The organism is Massilia forsythiae, assembly GCF_012849555.1.
Taxonomy (GTDB): Bacteria; Pseudomonadota; Gammaproteobacteria; order Burkholderiales; family Burkholderiaceae_D; genus Telluria; species Telluria forsythiae.
Genome location: NZ_CP051685.1, coordinates 3,753,384 through 3,773,639 on the forward strand (window position 1 = coordinate 3,753,384; position 20,256 = coordinate 3,773,639).

General features: G+C 69.1%; 13 protein-coding genes. 8 read left to right on the forward strand and 5 right to left on the reverse strand.

Going from position 1 to position 20,256, the window contains the following annotated elements; all coding sequences use genetic code 11:
- Nucleotides 1–52: 52 nt before the first annotated feature.
- Both HH212_RS16145 and HH212_RS16150 read right to left on the reverse strand, forming a co-directional pair.
- Nucleotides 53–2,206: a putative bifunctional diguanylate cyclase/phosphodiesterase gene (locus HH212_RS16145; RefSeq protein WP_170203402.1), complete on the reverse strand. Its 2,154-nt coding sequence runs from the start codon at nucleotides 2,204–2,206 to the stop codon at nucleotides 53–55.
- A gap of 95 nt (nucleotides 2,207–2,301) precedes the next feature.
- Nucleotides 2,302–2,685: a response regulator transcription factor gene (locus HH212_RS16150; RefSeq protein ID WP_170203403.1), complete on the reverse strand. Its 384-nt coding sequence runs from the start codon at nucleotides 2,683–2,685 to the stop codon at nucleotides 2,302–2,304.
- Nucleotides 2,686–2,850: 165 nt separating this feature from the next.
- Here HH212_RS16150 and HH212_RS16155 point away from each other — a divergent pair, with 165 nt between their 5' ends.
- A complete protein-coding gene (locus HH212_RS16155; protein WP_170203404.1) occupies nucleotides 2,851–3,273 on the forward strand; it encodes a DUF1810 domain-containing protein in 423 nt (140 codons plus the stop codon).
- A 4-nt stretch (nucleotides 3,274–3,277) separates the two neighbouring features.
- Here HH212_RS16155 and HH212_RS16160 read toward each other — a convergent pair whose 3' ends face one another.
- Nucleotides 3,278–6,592 (reverse strand): PAS domain-containing protein, encoded by a 3,315-nt coding sequence (locus HH212_RS16160; RefSeq protein WP_170203405.1) that lies wholly within the window; start codon nucleotides 6,590–6,592, stop codon nucleotides 3,278–3,280.
- A gap of 253 nt (nucleotides 6,593–6,845) precedes the next feature.
- Between HH212_RS16160 and HH212_RS16165 the strand changes: the two genes are divergently transcribed.
- The 3 genes from HH212_RS16165 (at nucleotide 6,846) to HH212_RS27750 (ending at nucleotide 12,682) form a co-directional block, all read left to right on the forward strand.
- Nucleotides 6,846–8,597, forward strand: a complete 1,752-nt coding sequence (locus HH212_RS16165) for an NYN domain-containing protein (RefSeq protein WP_170203406.1) — start codon at nucleotides 6,846–6,848, stop codon at nucleotides 8,595–8,597.
- A 103-nt stretch (nucleotides 8,598–8,700) separates the two neighbouring features.
- A complete protein-coding gene (locus HH212_RS16170) occupies nucleotides 8,701–9,186 on the forward strand; it encodes a hypothetical protein (RefSeq protein WP_229217312.1) in 486 nt (161 codons plus the stop codon).
- Between the two features lie 205 nt (nucleotides 9,187–9,391).
- The gene (locus tag HH212_RS27750) at nucleotides 9,392–12,682 is read left to right on the forward strand and encodes a PAS domain S-box protein (RefSeq protein WP_170203407.1); all 3,291 of its coding nucleotides are present in this window, start codon (nucleotides 9,392–9,394) and stop codon (nucleotides 12,680–12,682) included.
- Between the two features lie 45 nt (nucleotides 12,683–12,727).
- Here HH212_RS27750 and HH212_RS16180 read toward each other — a convergent pair whose 3' ends face one another.
- Together HH212_RS16180 and HH212_RS16185 are read right to left on the reverse strand one after the other, a co-directional pair.
- Entirely contained in the window at nucleotides 12,728–13,093 is a 366-nt protein-coding gene (locus tag HH212_RS16180; protein WP_170203408.1) for a response regulator, read from the reverse strand.
- A 48-nt stretch (nucleotides 13,094–13,141) separates the two neighbouring features.
- A complete protein-coding gene (locus HH212_RS16185) occupies nucleotides 13,142–14,290 on the reverse strand; it encodes a sensor histidine kinase (protein WP_170203409.1) in 1,149 nt (382 codons plus the stop codon).
- Between the two features lie 266 nt (nucleotides 14,291–14,556).
- Between HH212_RS16185 and HH212_RS16190 the strand changes: the two genes are divergently transcribed.
- The 4 genes from HH212_RS16190 (at nucleotide 14,557) to HH212_RS16205 (ending at nucleotide 20,244) form a co-directional block, all read left to right on the forward strand.
- A complete protein-coding gene (locus tag HH212_RS16190; protein WP_170203410.1) occupies nucleotides 14,557–14,943 on the forward strand; it encodes a response regulator in 387 nt (128 codons plus the stop codon).
- Between the two features lie 79 nt (nucleotides 14,944–15,022).
- Nucleotides 15,023–16,528, forward strand: a complete 1,506-nt coding sequence (locus tag HH212_RS16195) for a sodium:solute symporter (RefSeq protein ID WP_170203411.1) — start codon at nucleotides 15,023–15,025, stop codon at nucleotides 16,526–16,528.
- A 35-nt stretch (nucleotides 16,529–16,563) separates the two neighbouring features.
- Nucleotides 16,564–18,450 carry a signal peptide peptidase SppA gene (gene sppA / locus HH212_RS16200; RefSeq protein WP_170203412.1) on the forward strand — a complete coding sequence of 629 codons (1,887 nt, stop codon included), beginning with the start codon at nucleotides 16,564–16,566 and terminating at the stop codon, nucleotides 18,448–18,450.
- Nucleotides 18,451–18,906: 456 nt separating this feature from the next.
- Entirely contained in the window at nucleotides 18,907–20,244 is a 1,338-nt protein-coding gene (locus tag HH212_RS16205) for an efflux RND transporter periplasmic adaptor subunit (RefSeq protein WP_170203413.1), read from the forward strand.
- Nucleotides 20,245–20,256: the final 12 nt, after the last annotated feature.

Consider the following 20,256-nt stretch of genomic DNA (forward strand, 5'->3'; position numbering starts at 1 on the left):
CGATATCAATCGACGCGTGGACGGCGGAGCCGCCTCGCCGGCCACGTCCACCCTACGCCGGGGCGACCGTCAACGCGTTCGGCCCGGCGCCGTACAGGCGCTCGAACTCGTCCAGCGGCACCGGCCGGCCCAGCAGGTAACCCTGCAGCGCATCGCAGCCGCAGGCCAGCGCGAAGCGCCGCTGCGCTTCCTGCTCCACGCCCTCGGCCACCACTTCCAGCCCCAGCTTGCGCGCCAGCGCCACGATGGCTTCGACGATGGCGCCGCCGGCATCGCCGTCCTGCACGAACGCGCGGTCGATCTTGACCGCCGCCAGCGGAAAGCGCAGCAGGCAGGCCAGCGACGACTGGCCGCTGCCGAAATCGTCCAGCGAAAAGGCCACGCCCTGGTCGCGCAGCTGGCGCATGTGCAGGCTCAGTCCCTGCACGTTGCCGGCGAAGACGCTCTCGGTCAGCTCCAGGCACAGGCGGTCGGCGCTGGCGCCGGTGGCGGCCAGCAGCGCCGCCACCGTGCGCGGGAAATCCGGGTCGCGCAGTTGCTGCACGCTGACGTTGACGGCCAGCTTGACGCGTCCCAGCGCCGGCAAGGCAGACCAGCGCGCCAGCGCGCGGCAGGTTTCTTCCAGCACCTGCAGGCCGAGCGGCACGATCAGGCCGGTGGTCTCGGCCTGGCCGATGAATTCGCGCGCGCCCACCAGGCCGTGCTCGCGGTGCTGCCAGCGCGCCAGCACCTCGGCGCCGACCAGGCAGCCGGCGCGGTCGAACTGCGGCTGGCAGAACAGCACGAACTGGCGCCCGGCCAGGCCGTCGCGCAGGGCGCTGTCGAGCGCCGCCTGGCGGTCGGCCGCCGCCTGCATGCTCTGGTCGAAGAAACGCGCGGTGTTCCTGCCGTCGCCCTTGGCGCGGTACATGGCCAGGTCGGCCTGCTTGAGCAGGGTGTCGATGCCGCCGCCGGCGCCGTCGAACAGCGTGATGCCGATGCTGGGCGTGCTGGCGCCGGGGCTGCCGGGCAGGTCGTACGGCTGGCCCAGCAGCCCCAGGATCTTGCGCGCCACCTGGCCGGCGTGGAAGGTGGCGTCGTCGCGGCCGGCGCCCAGGTTTTCCAGCACCACCACGAACTCGTCGCCGCCCAGGCGCGCCAGCTGGTCGCTGTCGCGCAGCGCCTGGCGCAGCCGCTGCGCCACCTGGCGCAGCAGCATGTCGCCGACGTCGTGGCCCATGGTGTCGTTGAGCAGCTTGAAGTTGTCGAGGTCGATGAACATCACCGCGCCCAGCTGGCCGGAACGGCTGCTGCGCGCCAGCGTCTTGTCCAGTTCCTCGATCAGGAAGCGCCGGTTGGGCAGGCCGGTCAGGTGGTCGAAATACGCCAGTTCGTAGATGCGGCGCTCGGCGCGCTTGCGCTCGGTGAGGTCGGTGACGGTGCCGGACAGGCGCAGCGCGCGCCCGTTCGCATCGCGCAGCACGAATCCCTTGGCCAGCACGGGCACGTCGTGGCCGTCGCGGTGGCGCAGGCGGAATTCCAGGCTGTAGCTCTGTCGGCCGTCGCCCAGCAGGTGCACCAGGAAGGCGGTGCAGTGCGGCAGGTCGTCCGGATGCATCAGGCGGCGCCAGGTGCCGGCGTCGGCCGGCAGCTCGCCCGGGTGGTAGCCGAACATGTCCCACCAGCGTTCCGAATAATAGGTTTCGCCGCTGGCCAGGTCCCAGTCCCAGGGCGCGTCGCTGGTGCCCTGCAGGATCAGGCGCAGGCGTTCCTCGGATTTCTGCAGGCGCCGCTCGGTGTCGACCAGGCCGGTGCATTCGGTGAAGGAAATCACCACGCCCTGCATGCGGCCGTCGTCGCCGCATTCCGGATAGGCGTTGCACAGCAGCCAGCGGCGCTCGCCGTGGCCGTCGACGGGCACGCCGACGATCGTGCCGGACACCTTGGCGCCGCTGCGCAGCACCTGGATGACGGGGTAGGCCTCGATCGGCATCGGCGCGCCGTCCTGGTACACCAGGCCCCATTCCGCGGCGTCGACCGCGGTGCCGACCAGGGCGTCCACGCTGCGCTCGAGCAGGCATGCGGCCAGGCGGTTGGCGCTGACGATGATGCCATCCGTACCATGGACGACGACGCCGGCCGGCAGGTGCTCGAGCAGGTCGCCGAAGCGCTGCTGCAGGTCGTCCGGCGGGAGTGGGGCCGTGGCTGGTTCGGAGAGTGGTGGCATACGCGAGGTCCGCTTTTTGAACATACTAGCAGTTACCTGGACAGTATGGCGCGGCCGTGCGTGCGGCCCCCGGACGGGCCGCCGTCATGCCGTCGTCAGGCGGCGGGCTGCAGGTAACGGCGCAGGCGCGCCAGCAATTCCTGCGGCTGGAACGGCTTGATCACGAAGTCGTCGGCGCCGGCGTCCAGCGCGCGCACGGTGTCGCGCTCGGTGTTCTTGGCGGTCAGCATTAGCACCGGCACCGCCTGCCAGGCGGCCTGGGCGCGGATCAGGGCGATGATCTCGAAGCCGTCCACGTAGGGCAGCATCACGTCCAGCAGCACCAGCTGCGGCGGCGGGTTGGCGATCACGTAGGCGGCCGCGGCGCGGCCGTCGGCCATGTGGATGGCCTGGTAGCCCTGGTGCTCCAGCAAGAACATCAGGACGTGGGCGATGTGGACGTCGTCCTCGACGACCAGCACGGTGGAGGTGGCGCTCATGGCATGGGTGCGGAAAGTGGCTCCAGCGTCCGATTATAGCGCGCGCCGGGGCCGTATCGACGGCGCCGCGCGGCGGCATGCGGCCGGCGGCCGTCGCCGGTTTCGCGACAGCGCGGCTTCAGGGGATGGCGTATCGCGGTAGCATGGTTGCAGGAGGAAAGAATCATGCAAACCGATTTCAACCTGGAGCGCTTCGTCGAGGCGCAGCAAGGCGTCTACGACAAGGCGCTGGCCGAGCTGCAGGCCGGCCGCAAGCGCAGCCACTGGATGTGGTTCATCTTTCCGCAGGTGGCGGGCCTGGGCGGCAGCGCCATGGCCCAACGGTACGCGATCGCCTCCGGCGAAGAAGCCGCCGCCTACCTGGCGCATCCGCTGCTGGGACCGCGCCTGCGCGCCTGCGCTGCGGCCGTGGCAAGCCATGGCGAGCGCGCCATCGGCGAGATACTCGATCATCCCGACGACCTCAAGTTCCGCTCCAGCATGACGCTGTTCGCCGACGTCGCTCCGGACGAGGCGCTGTTCCAGCGCTGTATCGACCAGTTCTTCGGCGGCGAGCCCGACGCCGCCACGCTGGCGCGGCTGGGCTGAGCGCTCAGCGCGCCGGCTGCGCGGCCATCTGCGCCACCCGCTGCGCCAGCGCATCCAGCGCGAACGGCTTGGTCATCAGCTGGGTGCCGTCGTCCATGCTGCTGCGCTCGACCAGCTTGGCCTCGGCATAGCCGGTGATGAACAGCACCTTCAAGCTGGGACGCAGCTGGCGCGCCGCCTCGGCCAGCTGGCGGCCGTTGGTGCCGCCGGCCAGGCCGATGTCGGTGACCAGCAGGTCGACCGTGGCGCCGGTATTCAACGCGCGCAGGGCGCCGACGGCGTTGCCGGCCTCGATCACGTGGTGGCCCAAGCGCATCAGCGCCTCGGCCATCAGGCCGCGCAGCGCCGCCTCGTCGTCGACCAGCAGCACGGCGATGCCGTCCTGCACCGCCGGCGTTGCCGGGACGGCCTTGCCATCGTCCGCCATGCCCGCATCGCCGTGCCAGCGCGGCAGGACCAGGTGCATGGTGGTGCCGCGGCCGGGGCTGGAGTCGAGGCGCACATGGCCGCCCGACTGGCGCGCGAAGCCGTAGATCATCGACAGCCCCAGGCCGGTGCCCTGGCCGATCGGCTTGGTGGTGAAGAACGGGTCGAACACCTTGGCCGCCACTTCCGGCGTCATGCCGGTGCCGGTGTCGCGCACGCTCAGCCGCACGTAGTCGCCGGCGGGCAGTTCGTAACCCATCGCTTCGTCCGCTTCCAGTACCGTATTCGCCATGCCGATATACAGACGGCCGCCGTCCGGCATGGCGTCGCGCGCGTTGATGCACAGGTTGAGCAGGGCGTTCTCGAGCTGGTTGGGGTCGGCCAGCGTCGGCCACAATCCCGGCTGGCCGGTCACGTCCAGCGTGATTTCCGGACCGATGCTGCGCCGGACCATGTCGAGCATGCCCGCCACCAGCCGTTCGACGTCGACCGCGCGCGCATCCAGCGGCTGGCGCCGCGAGAACGCCAGCAGCCGGTGGGTCAGCGCCGCGGCGCGCTTCACCGCGCCCTGGGCGATGTCGACGAAGCGCGCCAGGTCGTCGGTCTTGCCCATGCGGACGCGCAGGCCGAGCAGGTCCAGGCTGCCGCCGATGCTGGCCAGCAGGTTGTTGAAGTCGTGCGCCAGGCCGCCGGTGAGCTGGCCCACCGCTTCCATCTTGGCGCTCTGGCGCAGCCGTTCCTCGGCCTCCAGCAGCGCGGCGGCGCGCGCCTTGTCGGCGCTGACGTCGCGCCCGACCGCGACGATAACGCCGTCGCCCTTGTTGGCGTTCCAGGAAATCCAGCGGTAGCTACCGTCGCGGTGGCGATAGCGGTTCTCGAAATTCGGCGCCAGCTCGCCGGTCACGTCGAGGCTTTGTGCGCCCTCGATGGTGTGGGCCAGGTCGTCCGGATGCAGCAGGTCGAACAGGTTGGCGCCGAGCAGGTCGCTTTCCTGCCAGCCGAGCACGGCGGTCCAGGCCGGGTTCACCGCCGTGATGGCGCCGTCGAAGCCGGCCACCAGCATGATTTCCTGGGATAGTTGCCACAGGCGGTTGCGGTCGACCGTGGTGGCGGCCACCTGGCGTTCCAGGTCGAGGTTGAGTTCACGCAGCGCGCGGGCGGCGTCCAGGCGCGCCATTTCGGCCCAGGTGCGGTCGGCCACGCCCTTGATGAAGGCGATATCCTCTTCGCTCCAGGCGCGTGGACGTTCGTCGTTTACCAGGAATACGGCGGCCAGGCCGCCGCTGCCGAGCAGCGGCACGTTCAGCAGCGCGGTGATGTGCAGTGCATGCATGGCCCCCTGGGTAGGGACGGTGCGCGGGTCGGCGCCGACGTCGGCGATCGCCACGGTGTTGCCGCGCAGCAGGTCGGCCAGGTAGGAACCGTAATCCGAAAAATGGTGCAGCCCAGCGATGCTGCCGATGGCCGGACCGGCGCACCAGTCGTCGGCGACCTCGATGGTGCCGGCGATGCGGTCGACCCGGCCGAAGCCGGCGCGCGCCGCGCCCAGCGTGGCGCCGGCGATCGCGCCGGCGATGCGCACGGCATCGTCGGCTTGTTCGGCCTGGCGCAGGCGGTCGCCCAGGTGCAGCAGCGCAGCCTGGCGCGCCTCGCGCTGCTTGCGCGCCTCGATGTCGACGATCACGCCCGGAAAGGTCAGCGGCTGGCCGTGCGCATCGTGGTCGACGTGGCCGTTGGCTTCCACCCAGCGGTAGCCGCCATCGCCCTGGCGCACCCGGTATTCGGCGCGGTAGTGGCCGCCGCGCGCCATGGCTTCGCCGATCAGGCGCGCCACCATCGGTTCGTCGTCCGGGTGGATCGATTGCACCACCTGGGCCAGCGGCACGCCGCGCTGCAGCGCTTGCGGGTCGAGCGAGAAGTAGCGCGAGAAACGGCTGTCGGCGGTGAAGCGGTCGCGCACCACGTCCCAATACCAGGTGCCGGCCACCGCGCCGGCATCCAGCGCCAGGGCGATGCGCTGGTCGGCGCGGCGCAGCTCTTCCTGCGAGCGCTTGCGCTCGGTGATGTCGGTGGCGGTGCCGAACCATTCGCGGATGGCGCCGTCGGCATCCAGCATCGGCACTGCGCGCGACAGCGTCCAGCCGAACGAACCGTCGGCCCGGCGCACGCGGTGTTCGTGTTCGAACACGCTGCGCGACGCGATGGCGCGGCCGATCGCCGCCAGCACGCCGGGCTGGTCGTCGGGGTGGATATACTCGTGCAGCCAGTCGCGATTCGGCGCCACGGTGTCGGCCAGGATGCCGTGGCCATTGAGCTGCTGCATCTCGCTCCAGTCCGGACTCATCCTGTACACCACGCCGGCGCTGGCGAAGGTATGGAAGCGTTCGTCGTTCAACTGCAACGCCTGGGTGGCGCGCACGCTCTCGGTGGTTTCGATGACGGTGGCAAACACGCCCTTGACCCGTGCGCCGTCGTAGGCCGGGCTGTAGACCAGGTCGAACCAGGCTTGCTCTGGGACGCCGTTACGCTCCAGCACCACGCTCTGGTGGAAAAACTGGCGCGAACGGCCCTGCAGCACATCCGCATTGACGGGATCGATGAACGGCCTGACCTCGGGCCAGCATTCGCGGTTGGGCTGGCCGAGTGCGCGCGGATGGCGCGGGCCGCATACCTTGGCATAGCCGTCGTTGTAGATCTGGATGAGTTCGGCACCCCACAGCAGGACCGTGGGAATCGGCGAATGCACCACCAGGTCGACCAGCGTGCGCAGCGCCGGCGACCAGGCGCCGATCGGTCCGAGGGGCGTGGACGACCAGTCGAAACCACGGATCATGGCGCCCAGTTCGCCGCCGTCGGCCGGCCACGCAGGGCTGCTAGAAGAAACTTCCAACATGTTCAATACTAAAGCGAAAGGAAATAAACAGGTCCGTGAGAATGGCGCTACGCCGGCGGCATGCAATGAAGAAGCAACATGCGCAATCAAACCACCAAGATTGTATGCGATTCAATGAAATTGATGAGGTAGTTGAAAGAAAATTTTGGACAAGGTGAAGAAATCGGGATGATCGGCATTTTTGGTGTGGTTTTTGTCACCTTGCGTATAATCGCCGCAAAGTTTGTCCTTCATCACTACCCAACAACAATTCATGGCTTCATCTTCTGAAAACATCAGCATGGCGGTATTCTGCGACTTCGAGAACGTCGCCCTCGGCGTGCGCGATGCGAACTACGAGAAATTCGACATCAAGCCGGTCCTCGAACGCCTGCTGCTCAAGGGCAGCATCGTGGTCAAGAAAGCCTATTGCGACTGGGATCGCTACAAGAGCTTCAAGGGACCGATGCACGAGGCGAATTTCGAACTGATCGAGATTCCGCACGTGCGCCAGTCCGGCAAGAACTCGGCCGACATCCGCATGGTGGTGGATGCGCTCGACCTGTGCTACACCAAGGCCCACGTCGATACCTTCGTGATCATCAGCGGCGACTCCGACTTTTCGCCGCTGGTGTCGAAGCTGCGCGAAAACGCCAAGAAGGTGATCGGCGTCGGTGTCAAGCAATCGACCTCCGACCTGCTGGTGGCCAACTGCGACGAATTCATCTTCTACGACGACCTGGCGCGCGAAGTGCGGCGCGCGGCCGCCAAGCGCGACGAGCGCCGCGCCCAGCCGCAGCAGCGCCGTCCGTCCGACGAGGCCAACCGCAAGCGCGAAGAAATGGAAACGCGCAAGCTGCAGGCGCTGGAAATGGTGGTCGAGACCTTCGACGCGCTGGTCTCGGAGCGCGGCGATACCGGCAAGATCTGGGCCTCGCTGCTGAAGGACACGCTGAAGCGCCGCCGTCCGGATTTCTCGGAAACTTATTATGGCTTCCGCACTTTCGGCAATTTGCTGGAAGAGGCGCAGACGCGCGGCCTGTTCGAATTCGGCCGCGACGAAAAGTCCGGCACCTACGTGTACCGCACCAGCCAGGCCGCCGAGGCAATGCCCGGCGGCGTGGAGCTGGAACAGGCGGCAGCGCCGGGCGCCCTCGACGCGGAAGCGGCGGATGCTGCCGAGCAGGGCGCCGATGCCGCGCCGGCGGCCGTGGAAGCGCCGGTACGCGAAGCGCGCGGCCGTGGCCGCGGGCGCGGACGCAAGGGCCGCGAGCAGCAGGCCGAGCAGCCGTCCGAAGCCAGCGGCGCCGCTGCGGCGCCGGGCGCGCGCGACGATGGCGTGCGCGCCGACGACGCGGCGGTGCAGGCGCCGGGCGCGTGGACGGCGCCGACGCCGGACCTGGCGGAAGCCGGGCCGGTCGAGGCCTCGCCGGTGGCTTCGCTGATCGATGCCGCCGCGGCCGCAGCGGCCGCCACGATGCCGGATGCGGGCGACGGCCAGCCGGAGGCTGCCTCCCGGGCGGTGGACGCGGCGGACCAGGTGCCCGGCGCGCAGCAGCCGCCGGCGGACGTCACGCCGTCGCCGAAGGAACGCCGCCGCGCCCCGCGCGCACCGCGCAAGACGGCGGCGCGCAAGGATGCCGGTGCACAGGGCGCCGACACCGCCGCAGCCGCCACGCCGGCCGCCGTGACGCCGCCGGCCGATGCCGCCGGCGCGCCGGCAAGCGCATCGTCCAGCGGCGACGGCGCGGCAGCGGGCGCCGCCGAGCCGGAACACCAGCAGGACGGCGCCGCGGCGACGGCTGCGGCGGTCGACACCGCGGCGGTCGAAACCGCGGCGGCCGGCACTGCGGCGCTCGGCACCGATGTTGCCGCGGACGCCGAGCCGGGCGAAGGCGAGGACGCCCAGGCCGACCAGGCAGCGCGCAAGAAGTCGTCGCGTCCGGCCCACAAGGCGCCGTCGCGCAAGCCGGCCGCGCGCTCGCGCCGTCCGGCCAAGCCGAAGGCCACGCCGGAAAACGGCTGATCCGCCCGCGCGCGGCGCGCCGGCCGGCGCCGCCCGTGTGCAATAATGACAATGCAGGGGCGCCGGCGTCCCTGCATTCCGTCTGCCACTGCCAGGAGCCGCCATGCGAACGCCCTCCGCATCGATCGCGCGCCAGCCCGTTGCGCTGGCCGCCGCATTTGCCGCTGCCTGTCTTGTGTCGGCGGCGCTGCAGCCGGCATGCGCGGCGCCGGCATCCGCTGCCACCGCCCCGCCCGCATCCCATCCGCTGCTCGGCATCTGGACCCTGAGCATCCCCCAGCTCGGCTGCTCGGAAACCTATCATTTCCGCGGCGACGGCACCACGCTGGTCAAGAGCGCGCAGGAGATCTCCGAGAGCGAGTTCACCGTGGACGTCAAACCCAGCGCCAGGGGCTTCTACAAGCTGCAGGACCGCATCGTCAAGGACAACGGCAAGCAGGATTGCTCGGGCGAGATCATGAAGGTCGGCACGCGCGCCACCAATTTCCTGCGCTTCCACCCGTCCGGCGCGCGCTTCGTGATGTGCCAGGACGAGACCATGGCCGCCTGCATCGGCCCGTTCGAGCGCATGCCGGGCCAGGGCATCTGATCCTCGTTCCCGGGCGCAGCGCCGGGATGGCGGCGCCGGCTTGTGGCATCGCTGCAACCGGCGCCGGCCGCCGGGCAGCGCCCGCCTTTCCGGATTGTCCTGTCCATACGATATTGTGTATCCTGTCGCCCATTGCGTCTGCAAGCAATAGGCAGCGCTCCGCCATACCGTTCCCCTTCCATCGCGCCCCGGACGGCGCCCGCCCATGCCCGACAGCCATACCATCACCGACCGCCAAGCCCGCCTGATCATCGACAATGCGGTCGACTACGCCATCATCGGCCTCGACCTGCACGGCGTCATCACCTCGTGGAACGTCGGCGCCGCCAACGTCATGGGCTGGTCGGCCAGGGAGGCGATCGGCCGGCCGGCGCAGATGATCTTCACGCCGGAAGACGTCGATGCGCACATCCCGGCCGCCGAGATGAGCGCCGCCATCCGCACCGGGCGCGGCATCGACGAGCGCTGGCACCTGCGCAAGGACGGTTCGCGCTTCTGGGGGAATGGCGAGATCATGCCGCTGCGTAACGAGCGCGGCGAGCTGGAAGGCTACATGAAGATCCTGCGCGACCGCACCGCGCAGCACGAGGTCGCCACCGCGCTGGTGGAAAGCGAAGACCGCTACCGCACCCTGCACGATGCGATGGAAGAGGGCTTCTGCCTGATCGAAGTGCGCTGCGGCGACGACGCCAGGCCGATCGATTACCGCTTCCTGGAAACGAACGCCGCGTTCGAGCGCCACACCGGGCTGGCGGACGCGGTCGGCGCCTGGGTGCGCGACCTGTTGCCGCAGCACGAGCAGCACTGGTTCGACATCTACGCCCGCATCGCGCTGACGGGCGAGTCGGCGCGCTTCGAACTGCCGTCGCAGGCGCTCGGGCGGCGCTACGAAGTGTTCGCCTACCGCGTCGGCGACCCGGACAAGCGCGTGGTCGCGGTCCTGTTCAGCGACATCACGCTGCGGCGCGCCAAGGATGCCCGGCTGAAGGACAGCGAGGACCACCTGCGCCAGCTGAACGGCATGTTGCGCGGTAACGAAGCCAACCTGCGCCTGTTGCTGGACACGATCGGCGAAGGTTTCTATGCGGTCGACCGCGACGGCCTGACCACCACCTGCAACGCCGCCTTCCTGCGCATGATGGGCTTCGCCCGGGTCGAGGACGTGGTCGGGAGCAGGCTGCACGACCTGATCCACCATTCGCACCCGGGCGGTGCGCCCTATGCCGAGGCCGACTGTCCGATCTACCTGGCGGCCAGCGCCGGCATTCCCGCCCATGTGAAGGAGGAACTGTTCTTTCCGCTGCATGGGGCGCCGCTGTGGGTGGAGTACCGGGCCACGCCGATCCTGCAGGACGGCGTGCTGCAGGGGGCGATCTGCACCTTCCAGGACGTGTCGGAGCAGCGCCGGCGCGATCAGGCGCAAAAGAAGGCGGAGGCATTCGGCACGGCCCTGCTGCAGCTGAGCGACAGCCTGCGCGACCTGCAGGACGTCGCCGCCATGCAGGCGGCCGCGACCGGCGTCATCGGCGCCACGCTCGAGGCCGGCCGGGTCGGTTACGGCCTGGTGGCCGCGGACAACCAGACCTTCACCGTGCCGCAGGACTGGACCGCGTCCGGCTTCCCCTCGCTGGCCGGCGCCTACCGGCTGGACGATTACGGCCTGTACGCCGCCGACCTGCGCGCCGGCAGGACCGTGGTCATCGACGACGTGCGCGTCGACCCGCGCACCGCCGCCGATCCGGAACCGCTGGTGGCGCTGTCGGTCGGCGCGCTGATCAACCATCCGGTGGTCGAGCAGGGGCGCATCGTCGCCGTCCTGTACGTCAACGATGCCCACGCGCGCGCCTGGCGCGACGACGAGGTCGCGTTCGTGCGCGACGCCGCCGACCGCCTGCGCCAGGCGAGCGAGCGGCGGCGCGCCGAACTGGACCTGCACGACCTGAACGCCAGGCTGGAAAGCGAGGTCGAGGCCCGTACCGCCGAACGCGACCGCATGTGGAACATTTCGCCGGACCTGATGGTCGTCATGGCCCCGGACGGCACCTACCGGCGCGCGAATCCGGCCTGGAAAACGGTACTCGGCTACGAGCCGGCCGAGCTCGCCGGTATCGGCGCGGCGCACCTGGCGCACCCGGACGACAGCGCGGCGACGCAGGCGGCGCTCGGGCTGGCGCAGAACAATGCGCTGCCGTCCTTCGAGAACCGTTTCCGCCACAAGGACGGCAGCTACCGCTGGATCCAGTGGGCGGCGGCGCCGGGCGGCGATGAGATCTTTGCCATCGGGCGCGACGTGACCGCATCCCGCGAAGCCGCCGAGCGCCTGGTACAGGCCGAAGAACAGCTGCGCCAGAGCCAGAAGATGGAAGCGGTCGGCCAGCTGACCGGCGGCCTGGCCCACGATTTCAACAACCTGCTGGCCGGCATTTCCGGATCCATCGAGCTGATGCAGATGAGGATGCAGCAGGGGCGTCTCGCCGATCTCGGCCGCTACCTCACGGCGGCGCAGGGCGCGACCAGGCGCGCCGCCGCCCTGACGCACCGGCTGCTGGCGTTCTCGCGGCGCCAGACGCTCGATCCGAAACTCACCGACGTCAACCGGCTGGTGGGCGGCATGCAGGACATGATCCAGCGCACCGTCGGCCCCGCCGTCGCGCTGGAGGTGGTGGGCGCGGCCGGGTTGTGGCCGGTGCTGGTGGACCCGTCGCAGCTCGAGAATGCCTTGCTGAACCTGTGCATCAATGCGCGCGACGCGATGCCGGATGGCGGCCGCGTCACGGTGGAAACCATGAACAAGTGGTTCGATGCGCGCGCGGCGCGCCTGCTCGACATGCCGGAAGGAGACTACGTGTCGTTGTGCGTCAGCGATAGCGGCACCGGCATGACCCCGGAAGTGGTGGCGCGCGCGTTCGAACCCTTCTTCACGACCAAGCCGATCGGCGAGGGCACCGGCCTGGGCCTGTCGATGATCTACGGTTTCGCCCAGCAATCGGGCGGCCAGGTGCGCATCTACTCGGAAGTGGGCGAGGGCACCACCGTGTGCATCTACCTGCCGCGCCGCCGGGGCGAAGCCGATGCCGGCGCGGCCGCCGGGGAGGGCGCGCTGCCGTATGCGCAGCGCGGCGCCACGGTGCTGGTGGTGGACGACGACGCCACCGTGCGCATGCTGGTGGTCGACATCCTGGAAGAACTCGGGTATGCGGCGATCGAGGCGGCCGACGGCAGGGAGGGCCTGAAGATCCTCGCGTCGGACCGGGCGATCGACCTCTTGATCACGGACGTCGGCCTGCCGGGCGGCATGAACGGCCGCCAGATGGCGGATGCCGCGCGCGTCCAGCGGCACGGCCTGAAAGTGTTGTTCATTACCGGGTACGCGGAAAACGCCGTGATCAGGAACGGCCACCTGGATCCGGGCATGGCGGTGCTGACCAAGCCGTTCGCGATGGACACCATGGCGGCGCGCATCCAGGCGCTGATCGACGCGCCGCCGCAGGGCTGACGGGTTGCGGCCGCGTGCGCCATGCGCCGCGCAGCCGGCGCCGCGCTACCCGTGGCGCCAGGTGTGTTTTGCCTGCAGCAATGCGATCACGGCTTCGACTTCGTCCAGCGAAAACGGCTTGGGCAGCGCCATGTCGAATCCGTCCGGTACGCCGCCTTGCGCCGCGCTTGCCTTGGTCGTGACCAGGGCGGCCAGGGGTTGCAGCGCGCGCGCCGCCGCCGCGAACGCCCGGCCGTGCTGGTCGACCGGGTCGATGTTGGTGAAGATGACGTCGGCCCGCTGCTGCGCCAGGACCGCCAGCGCTTCGGCGGCGGTGCGCGCCACGGCGACCTCGTGCCCCTTCAGGCGCATCATGTCGCGCACCGCTGCGCTCACCTCGGAATCGCTGTCGACTATCAGGAGCTTAGCCATTGGAAATCGTCGTTCGCATGGTTGGTTGACGCTGCTGCCGGGCGTGCGCTAGCGCGCCGCCAGCGAATGGCCGCTGGCGCTGCCGACGAAGGGCGTGCAATCCACCGGTATGTCGATCAGGAAGGTGGTGCCGGTCTCGGGCGCGCTGTCCACGGCGATGCTGCCGCCGTGGCTCTCGGCCACGCGCTTGACGAACGGCAGGCCCACGCCCCAGCCCTCGGCCGCTGCGGCGGCGCCGTCGCGCGTGAGGTAGTCGAAGATCGGTCCGTAGCGCTCCTTCGGGATCGGGTTGCCGGTGTTGTGCACCGACAGCATCAGGCGGCCGCGGGTATGTGCCGCCACGATGCCGACAGCGCCGCCGTCGCCGTACTTGATGGCGTTGTTGATCAGGTTTTCCAGCGCGCGGCGCATGGTGCGCCGGCACCAGAAGCCGTGGATCGGCTCGGTGCGCGCGCAGACCTCGACCCCGCCCGATTGCCGGTACTCGGCCGACACTTCGGCGACCAGGTCGGCCATGTCGAATGCAGACAGTTCGAGCGGCAGTTGTTCGCCGGCGTTCGAGGTCAGCGCGTCGAGCAGCTCGGTCATCATGTGCGCCAGGCGCTGCGCGTTGGATGCGATCTTGGCCGCGGCGCGCCTGGCGATGGCGGGATCGGACGCGATCTGCACCACTTCGGCGCCGTTCATGATCACCGCCAGCGGCGTGCGCATGTCGTGCGACAGCGAGGCGGCGAGCTTGCGGCGCAGGTCGTCCTGGATGAGCACGAATTCGCGCACCGCTTCGCGCACCGCATGGTTGATGGAGCGGTCGATGACGTTCCAGTCGGCCGCCGTCAGCGCGACGCGCCCGTCCGCTTCCGCCGCGATCGACTCGCGCAGGATCTGGTATTCGTGGATCACCTGGTCGGGGCCGAACGGGGTCATGCGCGCGCGCTCGCTGCCGTGGACGGCGGCGGCGTTGGTGTTGCTGGTGGCATCCTGGCGGCAATGGCCGGGGCTGAGCGCTTCCGCGATATTGTCGAAAAACGCCGGGAGGGTGTTGGTCAGCACCGGACTGCGCAGGGCGTCGGCGCCTTCGACGCGCGAGCGGATCTCGCGTTCCCAACGCGTCATGGTCGCATCGCGCAGGGCGAGGAATTGCCGCGCCGTTGCGGACAAGCCGCGCTCATTGCAATTTTGGTCGGTAGCCAGGTTCATGAAGTGCTCGATGGAAAGCCGGCGTGCGGACGTTGATGGACCGCGGCCGCACGGCGCGTGCGCCGGAGGCGCGGTATGCTGCCGCGGGGCTGGGCGAACGGCATGTCGATGTTGCGGGCATGATTTTACATTCAATTCGCTGAGCATGCCTGTCGCCGCGCGGCCGGACAGCCGGGACCGGCGTTCGATTGAATGCAACAGTTGTCAATATTATGCGACTCGGGCATATAATCGGCACATACAGCGAAATTTTTGATAGGCAAGCCATGGGCCAGCTCTATTCTTCCCGCCGTGTTTTGGTCGTCGACGACAATTCGGATGCCGCCGCACTGGTGGCGGAACTGCTGTCGCTGCAGGGCTACGCCGTCGCCGTGGCGCATGGCGGCCGCGAGGCCTTGGCCGTCGCCAGGGAATTCGTGCCGGAAGTGGTGTTCCTGGATATCGGCATGCCGGAAATGGACGGCTACGAAGTCGCGACCGCGCTGCGCCGCGCCGCCTGGCTGCCGGCGCCGCGCATCGTCGCGCTGACGGCGTGGGGCAATGCCCAGGCGCGCGCGCGCAGCGCCGCCTGCGGTTTCGACGCGCACCTGGTCAAGCCGGCGCGCGTGGATACCCTGCTGAGCGAAGCGGCGTCCGGGCACCAGGTCCATTGACGCCTTCCGCAGCGCCGTCCGGGCGGCTGCGGGCCATGGTGTATATTGCCGGTCGGTTCGACCACATTGATTCTTCGGCATGTCTCCAGCTTTACTGTTCTGCATCCTGATCGGCTATTTCGCGCTGCTGCTCGGCGTCGCCTGGGCCACCGCGCGCCATGCCGACAACAACGCCTTTTTCATCGGTAACAAGAGCAGCAACTGGATGCTGGTCGCCTTCGGCATGGTCGGCACCACGCTGTCCGGCGCCACCTTCATCAGCGTGCCGGGCGCGGTCGGCGCCGACGGCTTCGGCTACCTGCAGATCCTGATCGGCTACGTGGCCGGCTACGTCGCCGTGGCCTACCTGCTGCTGCCGCTGTATTACCGCATGGGGCTGACCTCGATCTACCATTACCTGGACGTGCGCCTGGGCCGGCGCGCCTACCAGAGCGGGGCCGGCTTCTTCATCCTCTCGCGCCTGTTCGGCGCCACCGCGCGCCTGTACCTGGTGGTGGCGGTGCTGCAATCGATCATCCTCGACAGCCTGGGCGTGCCGTTCTGGCTGACCACCCTGGTCATCCTCGGCATGATCCTGCTGTATACCTACCGCGGCGGCGTCAAGACCATCGTCTGGACCGACACGCTGCAGACCAGCTGCATGCTGTTCGGCCTGTTCGCCTGCGTGGCCTGGCTGCTCGGCCAGCTCGATTTGTCGCCGGCGCAGGCGCTGGCGCGCATGCACGAGCAGGGGCTGGCGCGCGTGTTCACGCTGGATGCGAACAGCCCCGGCTTCTGGCTCAAGCAGATCGTGGCCGGCATCTTCATCGTCATCACCATGACCGGCCTGGACCAGGAAATGATGCAGAAGACGATCTCGGTGAAGACCCTGCGCGACTCGCAGAAGAACCTGCTCGCCCTGACTGCGGTGCTGGTGGTGGTGCTGTGCTCGTTCCTGTTCCTGGGCGGCCTGCTGTACCTGGTTGCGCCCACGGTGGGCGTGACGGCGAGCGGCGACAAGATCTTTTCCACGATCGTGATGGGCCACCTGCCGGCGGCGGTGCAGATCGTCTTCCTGGTCGCGCTGGTCTCGGCGCTGTTCCCGAGCGCCGACGGCGCCATCACCGCGCTGACGTCCACCTTCTGCATCGACATCCTCGGCATCCAGCGCCGCACCGACCTGTCCGAAGCCGGCCGCGTGCGCCTGCGCCGCCGCGTGCACCTGGCGTTCGCGCTGCTGTTCCTGGTGATAGTGCTGGTGTTCAAATTGGTGGACAATCCCAGCATGATCAACGTGATCCTCAAACTGGCCGGCTATACCTACGGTCCCTTGCTGGGCCTGTTCGCCTTCGGCATGTTCACGCGGCGCGTGCTGGCGGACCGCCTGGTGCCGCTGGTGACGGTCGGCGCGCCGCTGCTGTGCGCGCTGCTGGAGTTTAACCAGCGTATCCTGCTCGGCAGTTACCGCCTCGGCCTGGAACTCTTGATCGTCAACGGCGCGCTGGTGTTCGCCGGGCTGCTGGCGATCTCGCGCCGCCGCACGGACGCCGAGGCCGCTGCCGATGCCGATGCCGCCCCGGCGGTTTCCGGCAAGCTCGCCGGCTGACCGGCCCAATCCAATTTCAACCAAGCGGAGTTTCGATGTCATCCAAGCCCAAGTCTTCCCTGCGCCGCGGAATCGGCGCGTTCTGGCGCGGCCTCGACGCCACCCGCCGTTTCCTGCTGAACCTGCTGTTCCTGCTGTTCCTGATCGTGCTGCTGTGGGCGATCTTCGGCGGCGGCCTGAAACCGCTGGCGCCGAAGACGGCGCTGGTGCTGGACCTGAAGGGCGAGCTGGTCGAGGAACGCGCCGGCAGCGTGCGCGATTCGCTGGTGGCCGGCCTGAGCGGTAATGCGCGCCACCTGGTGCAGCTGCGCGACGTGCTCACCGCACTGGACAGCGCCGCCAAGGACGCCAGCATCAACAGCGTGGTGCTGCTGCTGGACGAACTGGATGGCGGCGGCCTGGCCTCGCTGCGCGAGATCGGCGCCGCGGTCGAGCGGGTGAAAGCGGCCGGCAAGCCGGTGGTGGCCTGGGGCGGCAGCTTCGACCAGAAGCGCTACCTGGTGGCGTCGCACGCCAGCGAGGTCTACCTGCACCCGATGGGCATGGTGATGATCGAGGGCTTCGGCCACCACCGCAACTACTACCGCGACGCGCTCGACAAGGTCGGCGTCACGGTCAACCTGATCAAGGTGGGCACGTATAAAAGCTTTGCCGAGCCGTACATCGGCAACGGCCCGTCGCCGGCGGCGCAGGAGGCCGACAGCTTCCTGTACAACGCCCTGTGGACCAACTACACGAACGAGGTGGAAAAGGCGCGCAAGCTGGCGCCGGGCGCGCTGGCGGCCGGCATCGAGCAGCTGCCGCAGCTGATGGCGGCGGCCAACGGCAACGCCGCCAAGGTGGCGCTCGACGCCAGGCTGATCGACGGCGTCAAGACCCGCGACGAAGTGCGCGCCATGATGGTCAAGCGCGGCGCCTGGGACGAGGCCAACAAGACCTTCCGCCAGGTCGGCCTGGACGACTACGTCGGCCGCCATCAGCCGAAGATGACCGGCGACGCGGTGGCGGTGGTGGTCGCGGCCGGCGACATCACCGACGGCACCGGCGGCCCCGGCATGGTCGGCGCCCAGACCACCTCGAACCTGATCCGCACCGCGCGCGAGGACAAGCAGGTCAAGGCGATCGTGCTGCGCGTGAATTCGCCGGGCGGCAGCGCCTTCGGCTCGGAACTGATCCGGCGCGAGCTGGAACTGGCGCGCGCCGCCGGCAAGCCGGTGGTGGTGTCGATGGGCGACGTGGCCGCTTCCGGCGGCTACTGGATCTCGATGGCGGCTGACGAGGTGATCGCCGACCAGTCGACCGTGACCGGCTCGATCGGCGTGTTCGCGATCTTGCCGACCGCGGAAAAGGTGGGCGACAAGCTGGGCATCCACACCGCCGGCGTGACCACCACCTGGCTGGCCGACGCCTACAACCCGCTGCGTCCGCTGGACCCGCGCTTCAGCCAGCTGATCCAGTCCAGCATCAACCACGTGTACGACGAATTCACCACCAAGGCCGCGATCGCGCGCCGCACCTCGCCGGAAAAGATCGACGCCGTCGGCCAGGGCCGCGTGTGGACCGGCGCGCAAGCCAGGGAGCGCGGCCTGGTCGACCGCCTGGGCAGCTACGACGACGCCCTGCGTTCGGCGGCGAAGCGCGCCCACCTGGGCGACGACTTCCGCGTGGCCTATGCCGAACGTCCGGGCTCGCTGGCCGAGCGCTTCCTGGAACGCCTCGGCTTTTCCGACGTGCAGGTGCTGAACGTGCAGGTGAAACTGGGCCTGCTGCCGGACCCGGCCGCCGACGCGGCGCTGGCGTCCACCGCCTTGTCGGCCGGCGCCGTGGGCGGCGTGGCGCGCGACCTCGGCTGGCTGTCGCGCGTGGCCGCACGGCGCGAGCCGTTCGCGGCGGTGACGCATTGCTTGTGCGAGATTCCTTGAAGGCGTTTTGAGTTGATGGCCCAAAAACCGTCGTTCCAGGCATTGCCTGAAACGACTCCCCGCGCAGGCGGGGACCCATGCTGAGTCTACAAAGTCGGCATCGTCAAAGTATTCGAGTAATTTCCGATATATCGAATTTGGTCGCTCAGTATGGGTCCCCGCCTTCGCGGGGACGACGGGGTATGGGTTTGTAACAGTATGTACACCGGCAAACCCCTGCCGGCATGACGGGCGCAACGGCTGTTGCGCCCGTTTTTGTTTCCATTTCCCGCCTTCAGGCAGTCATCGGTGTCAAATCGTGTAAAGCCCCCGCCGCCGACGCACGCCGCCGTGCCGCCGATATTGCCGCTCCGGCTATCTTCTATACGAAATGAAACATAAGCGCGGCCCGCGCCATGCTACAGTCGCTGGACTTTTTTTATCGTGCATTCGCACGCCCGCCCGCCAAGGACCAGCATGGATTCGACCGTCACACCCGACAAGGAAAAGACTTCCACCCAGCCCAAGCATTCGCGCCGCTCGCGCGTGATCGGCACCATCGTCGCGGTGCTCGCGATGGCCGGGCTCGGTGCGCTGGCCTGGCACCTGACCCACCGCGATCCGCAGGGCGGGGCGGGGGCGCAGGGCCAGGCCGGGCAGGGCGGCGGCGGGCCGGGCGCGGGCGGCCCCGGCGGCGGCCAGGGCGGCGGGCGCCGCGGCGCGCCGGCCACCACGGTCGGCGTCGGCAAGGCGGAGCGCACCGATATCCCGATCATCCTCGACGCGCTGGGCACGGTCACGCCGGCGGCGGTGGCCACCGTGCGCCCGCAGGTATCGGGCGTGCTGCAGAAGATCAATTTTACGGAGGGCCAGCTGGTCAAGGCCGGCCAGGTGCTGGCGATGATCGATCCGCGTCCGGCCCAGATGGCGCTGCTGCAGGCCACCGGCCAGCGCCAGCGCGACCAGGCGCAGCTGGAAAGCGCACAGGTGCTGCTGCAGCGCTACCGCACGCTGCTGGACCAGGACTCGATCGCGCGCCAGGACGTCGACACCCAGGCGGCGCTGGTCAAGCAGCTGCAAGGCACCGTCACCACCGACCGCGCCGCCGAGGGCATCGCCCAGATCAACCTCGGCTACACGCAGGTGCGCGCGCCGATCGCCGGCCGCGTCGGCCTGCGCACGGTCGACATCGGTAACCTGGTGAGCTCGGGCGACAGCACCGGCATCGCCGTGATCACCCAGCAATCGCCGATCGATGTCGAGTTCGCGGTGCCGCAGGACCAGCTGCCGGCGCTGCAGCAGCGCATCAACGACAACGCCACCATGGCCGCCAGCGCGCTCGACCGCACCCGCACCGACAAGCTGGCCGAGGGCCGCTTCATGGCGCTCGACAACCAGGTCGATACCCAGACCGGCACCGTGCGCGCCAAGGCGCGCTTCGGCAACGAGGGGCTGAAGCTGTTCCCGAGCCAGTTCGTCAACGTCAAGCTGCAGGTGAATACCATCAAGAATGCCGTGACGGTGCCGGTGACGGCGCTGCGCCACGGTTCCAACGCCGACTATGTGTACGTGCTGAACCAGCAGAACCGCACGGTGGCGCTGACCAACGTGAAGCGCGGCCAGGCCGCCAACGAGCGCGTGCAGATCACCGAAGGCCTGCAGGGCGGCGAGACCGTGATCACCGAAGGCGCCGACCGCCTCAAGGATGGCGCCAAGGTGACGCTGCCGGGCGACCGTCCGGCGGGCGCGCATAGCGGCACGGGCGCGGGCGACCGCCAGCAGCGCCGCCGCCAGCAGGAGGGCAGCGCGCAATGAGGTTTGAACAAC

Bases quoted from the DNA above. Each gene is read 5' to 3' on its own strand.
- HH212_RS16145 (WP_170203402.1), bottom strand. From the start codon at position 2,206: ATGCCACCACTCTCCGAACCAGCCACGGCCCCACTCCCGCCGGACGAC.
- HH212_RS16150 (WP_170203403.1), bottom strand. From the start codon at position 2,685: ATGAGCGCCACCTCCACCGTGCTGGTCGTCGAGGACGACGTCCACATC.
- HH212_RS16155 (WP_170203404.1), top strand. From the start codon at position 2,851: ATGCAAACCGATTTCAACCTGGAGCGCTTCGTCGAGGCGCAGCAAGGC.
- HH212_RS16160 (WP_170203405.1), bottom strand. From the start codon at position 6,592: ATGTTGGAAGTTTCTTCTAGCAGCCCTGCGTGGCCGGCCGACGGCGGC.
- HH212_RS16165 (WP_170203406.1), top strand. From the start codon at position 6,846: ATGGCTTCATCTTCTGAAAACATCAGCATGGCGGTATTCTGCGACTTC.
- HH212_RS16170 (WP_229217312.1), top strand. From the start codon at position 8,701: ATGCGAACGCCCTCCGCATCGATCGCGCGCCAGCCCGTTGCGCTGGCC.
- HH212_RS27750 (WP_170203407.1), top strand. From the start codon at position 9,392: ATGCCCGACAGCCATACCATCACCGACCGCCAAGCCCGCCTGATCATC.
- HH212_RS16180 (WP_170203408.1), bottom strand. From the start codon at position 13,093: ATGGCTAAGCTCCTGATAGTCGACAGCGATTCCGAGGTGAGCGCAGCG.
- HH212_RS16185 (WP_170203409.1), bottom strand. From the start codon at position 14,290: ATGAACCTGGCTACCGACCAAAATTGCAATGAGCGCGGCTTGTCCGCA.
- HH212_RS16190 (WP_170203410.1), top strand. From the start codon at position 14,557: ATGGGCCAGCTCTATTCTTCCCGCCGTGTTTTGGTCGTCGACGACAAT.
- HH212_RS16195 (WP_170203411.1), top strand. From the start codon at position 15,023: ATGTCTCCAGCTTTACTGTTCTGCATCCTGATCGGCTATTTCGCGCTG.
- sppA (WP_170203412.1), top strand. From the start codon at position 16,564: ATGTCATCCAAGCCCAAGTCTTCCCTGCGCCGCGGAATCGGCGCGTTC.
- HH212_RS16205 (WP_170203413.1), top strand. From the start codon at position 18,907: ATGGATTCGACCGTCACACCCGACAAGGAAAAGACTTCCACCCAGCCC.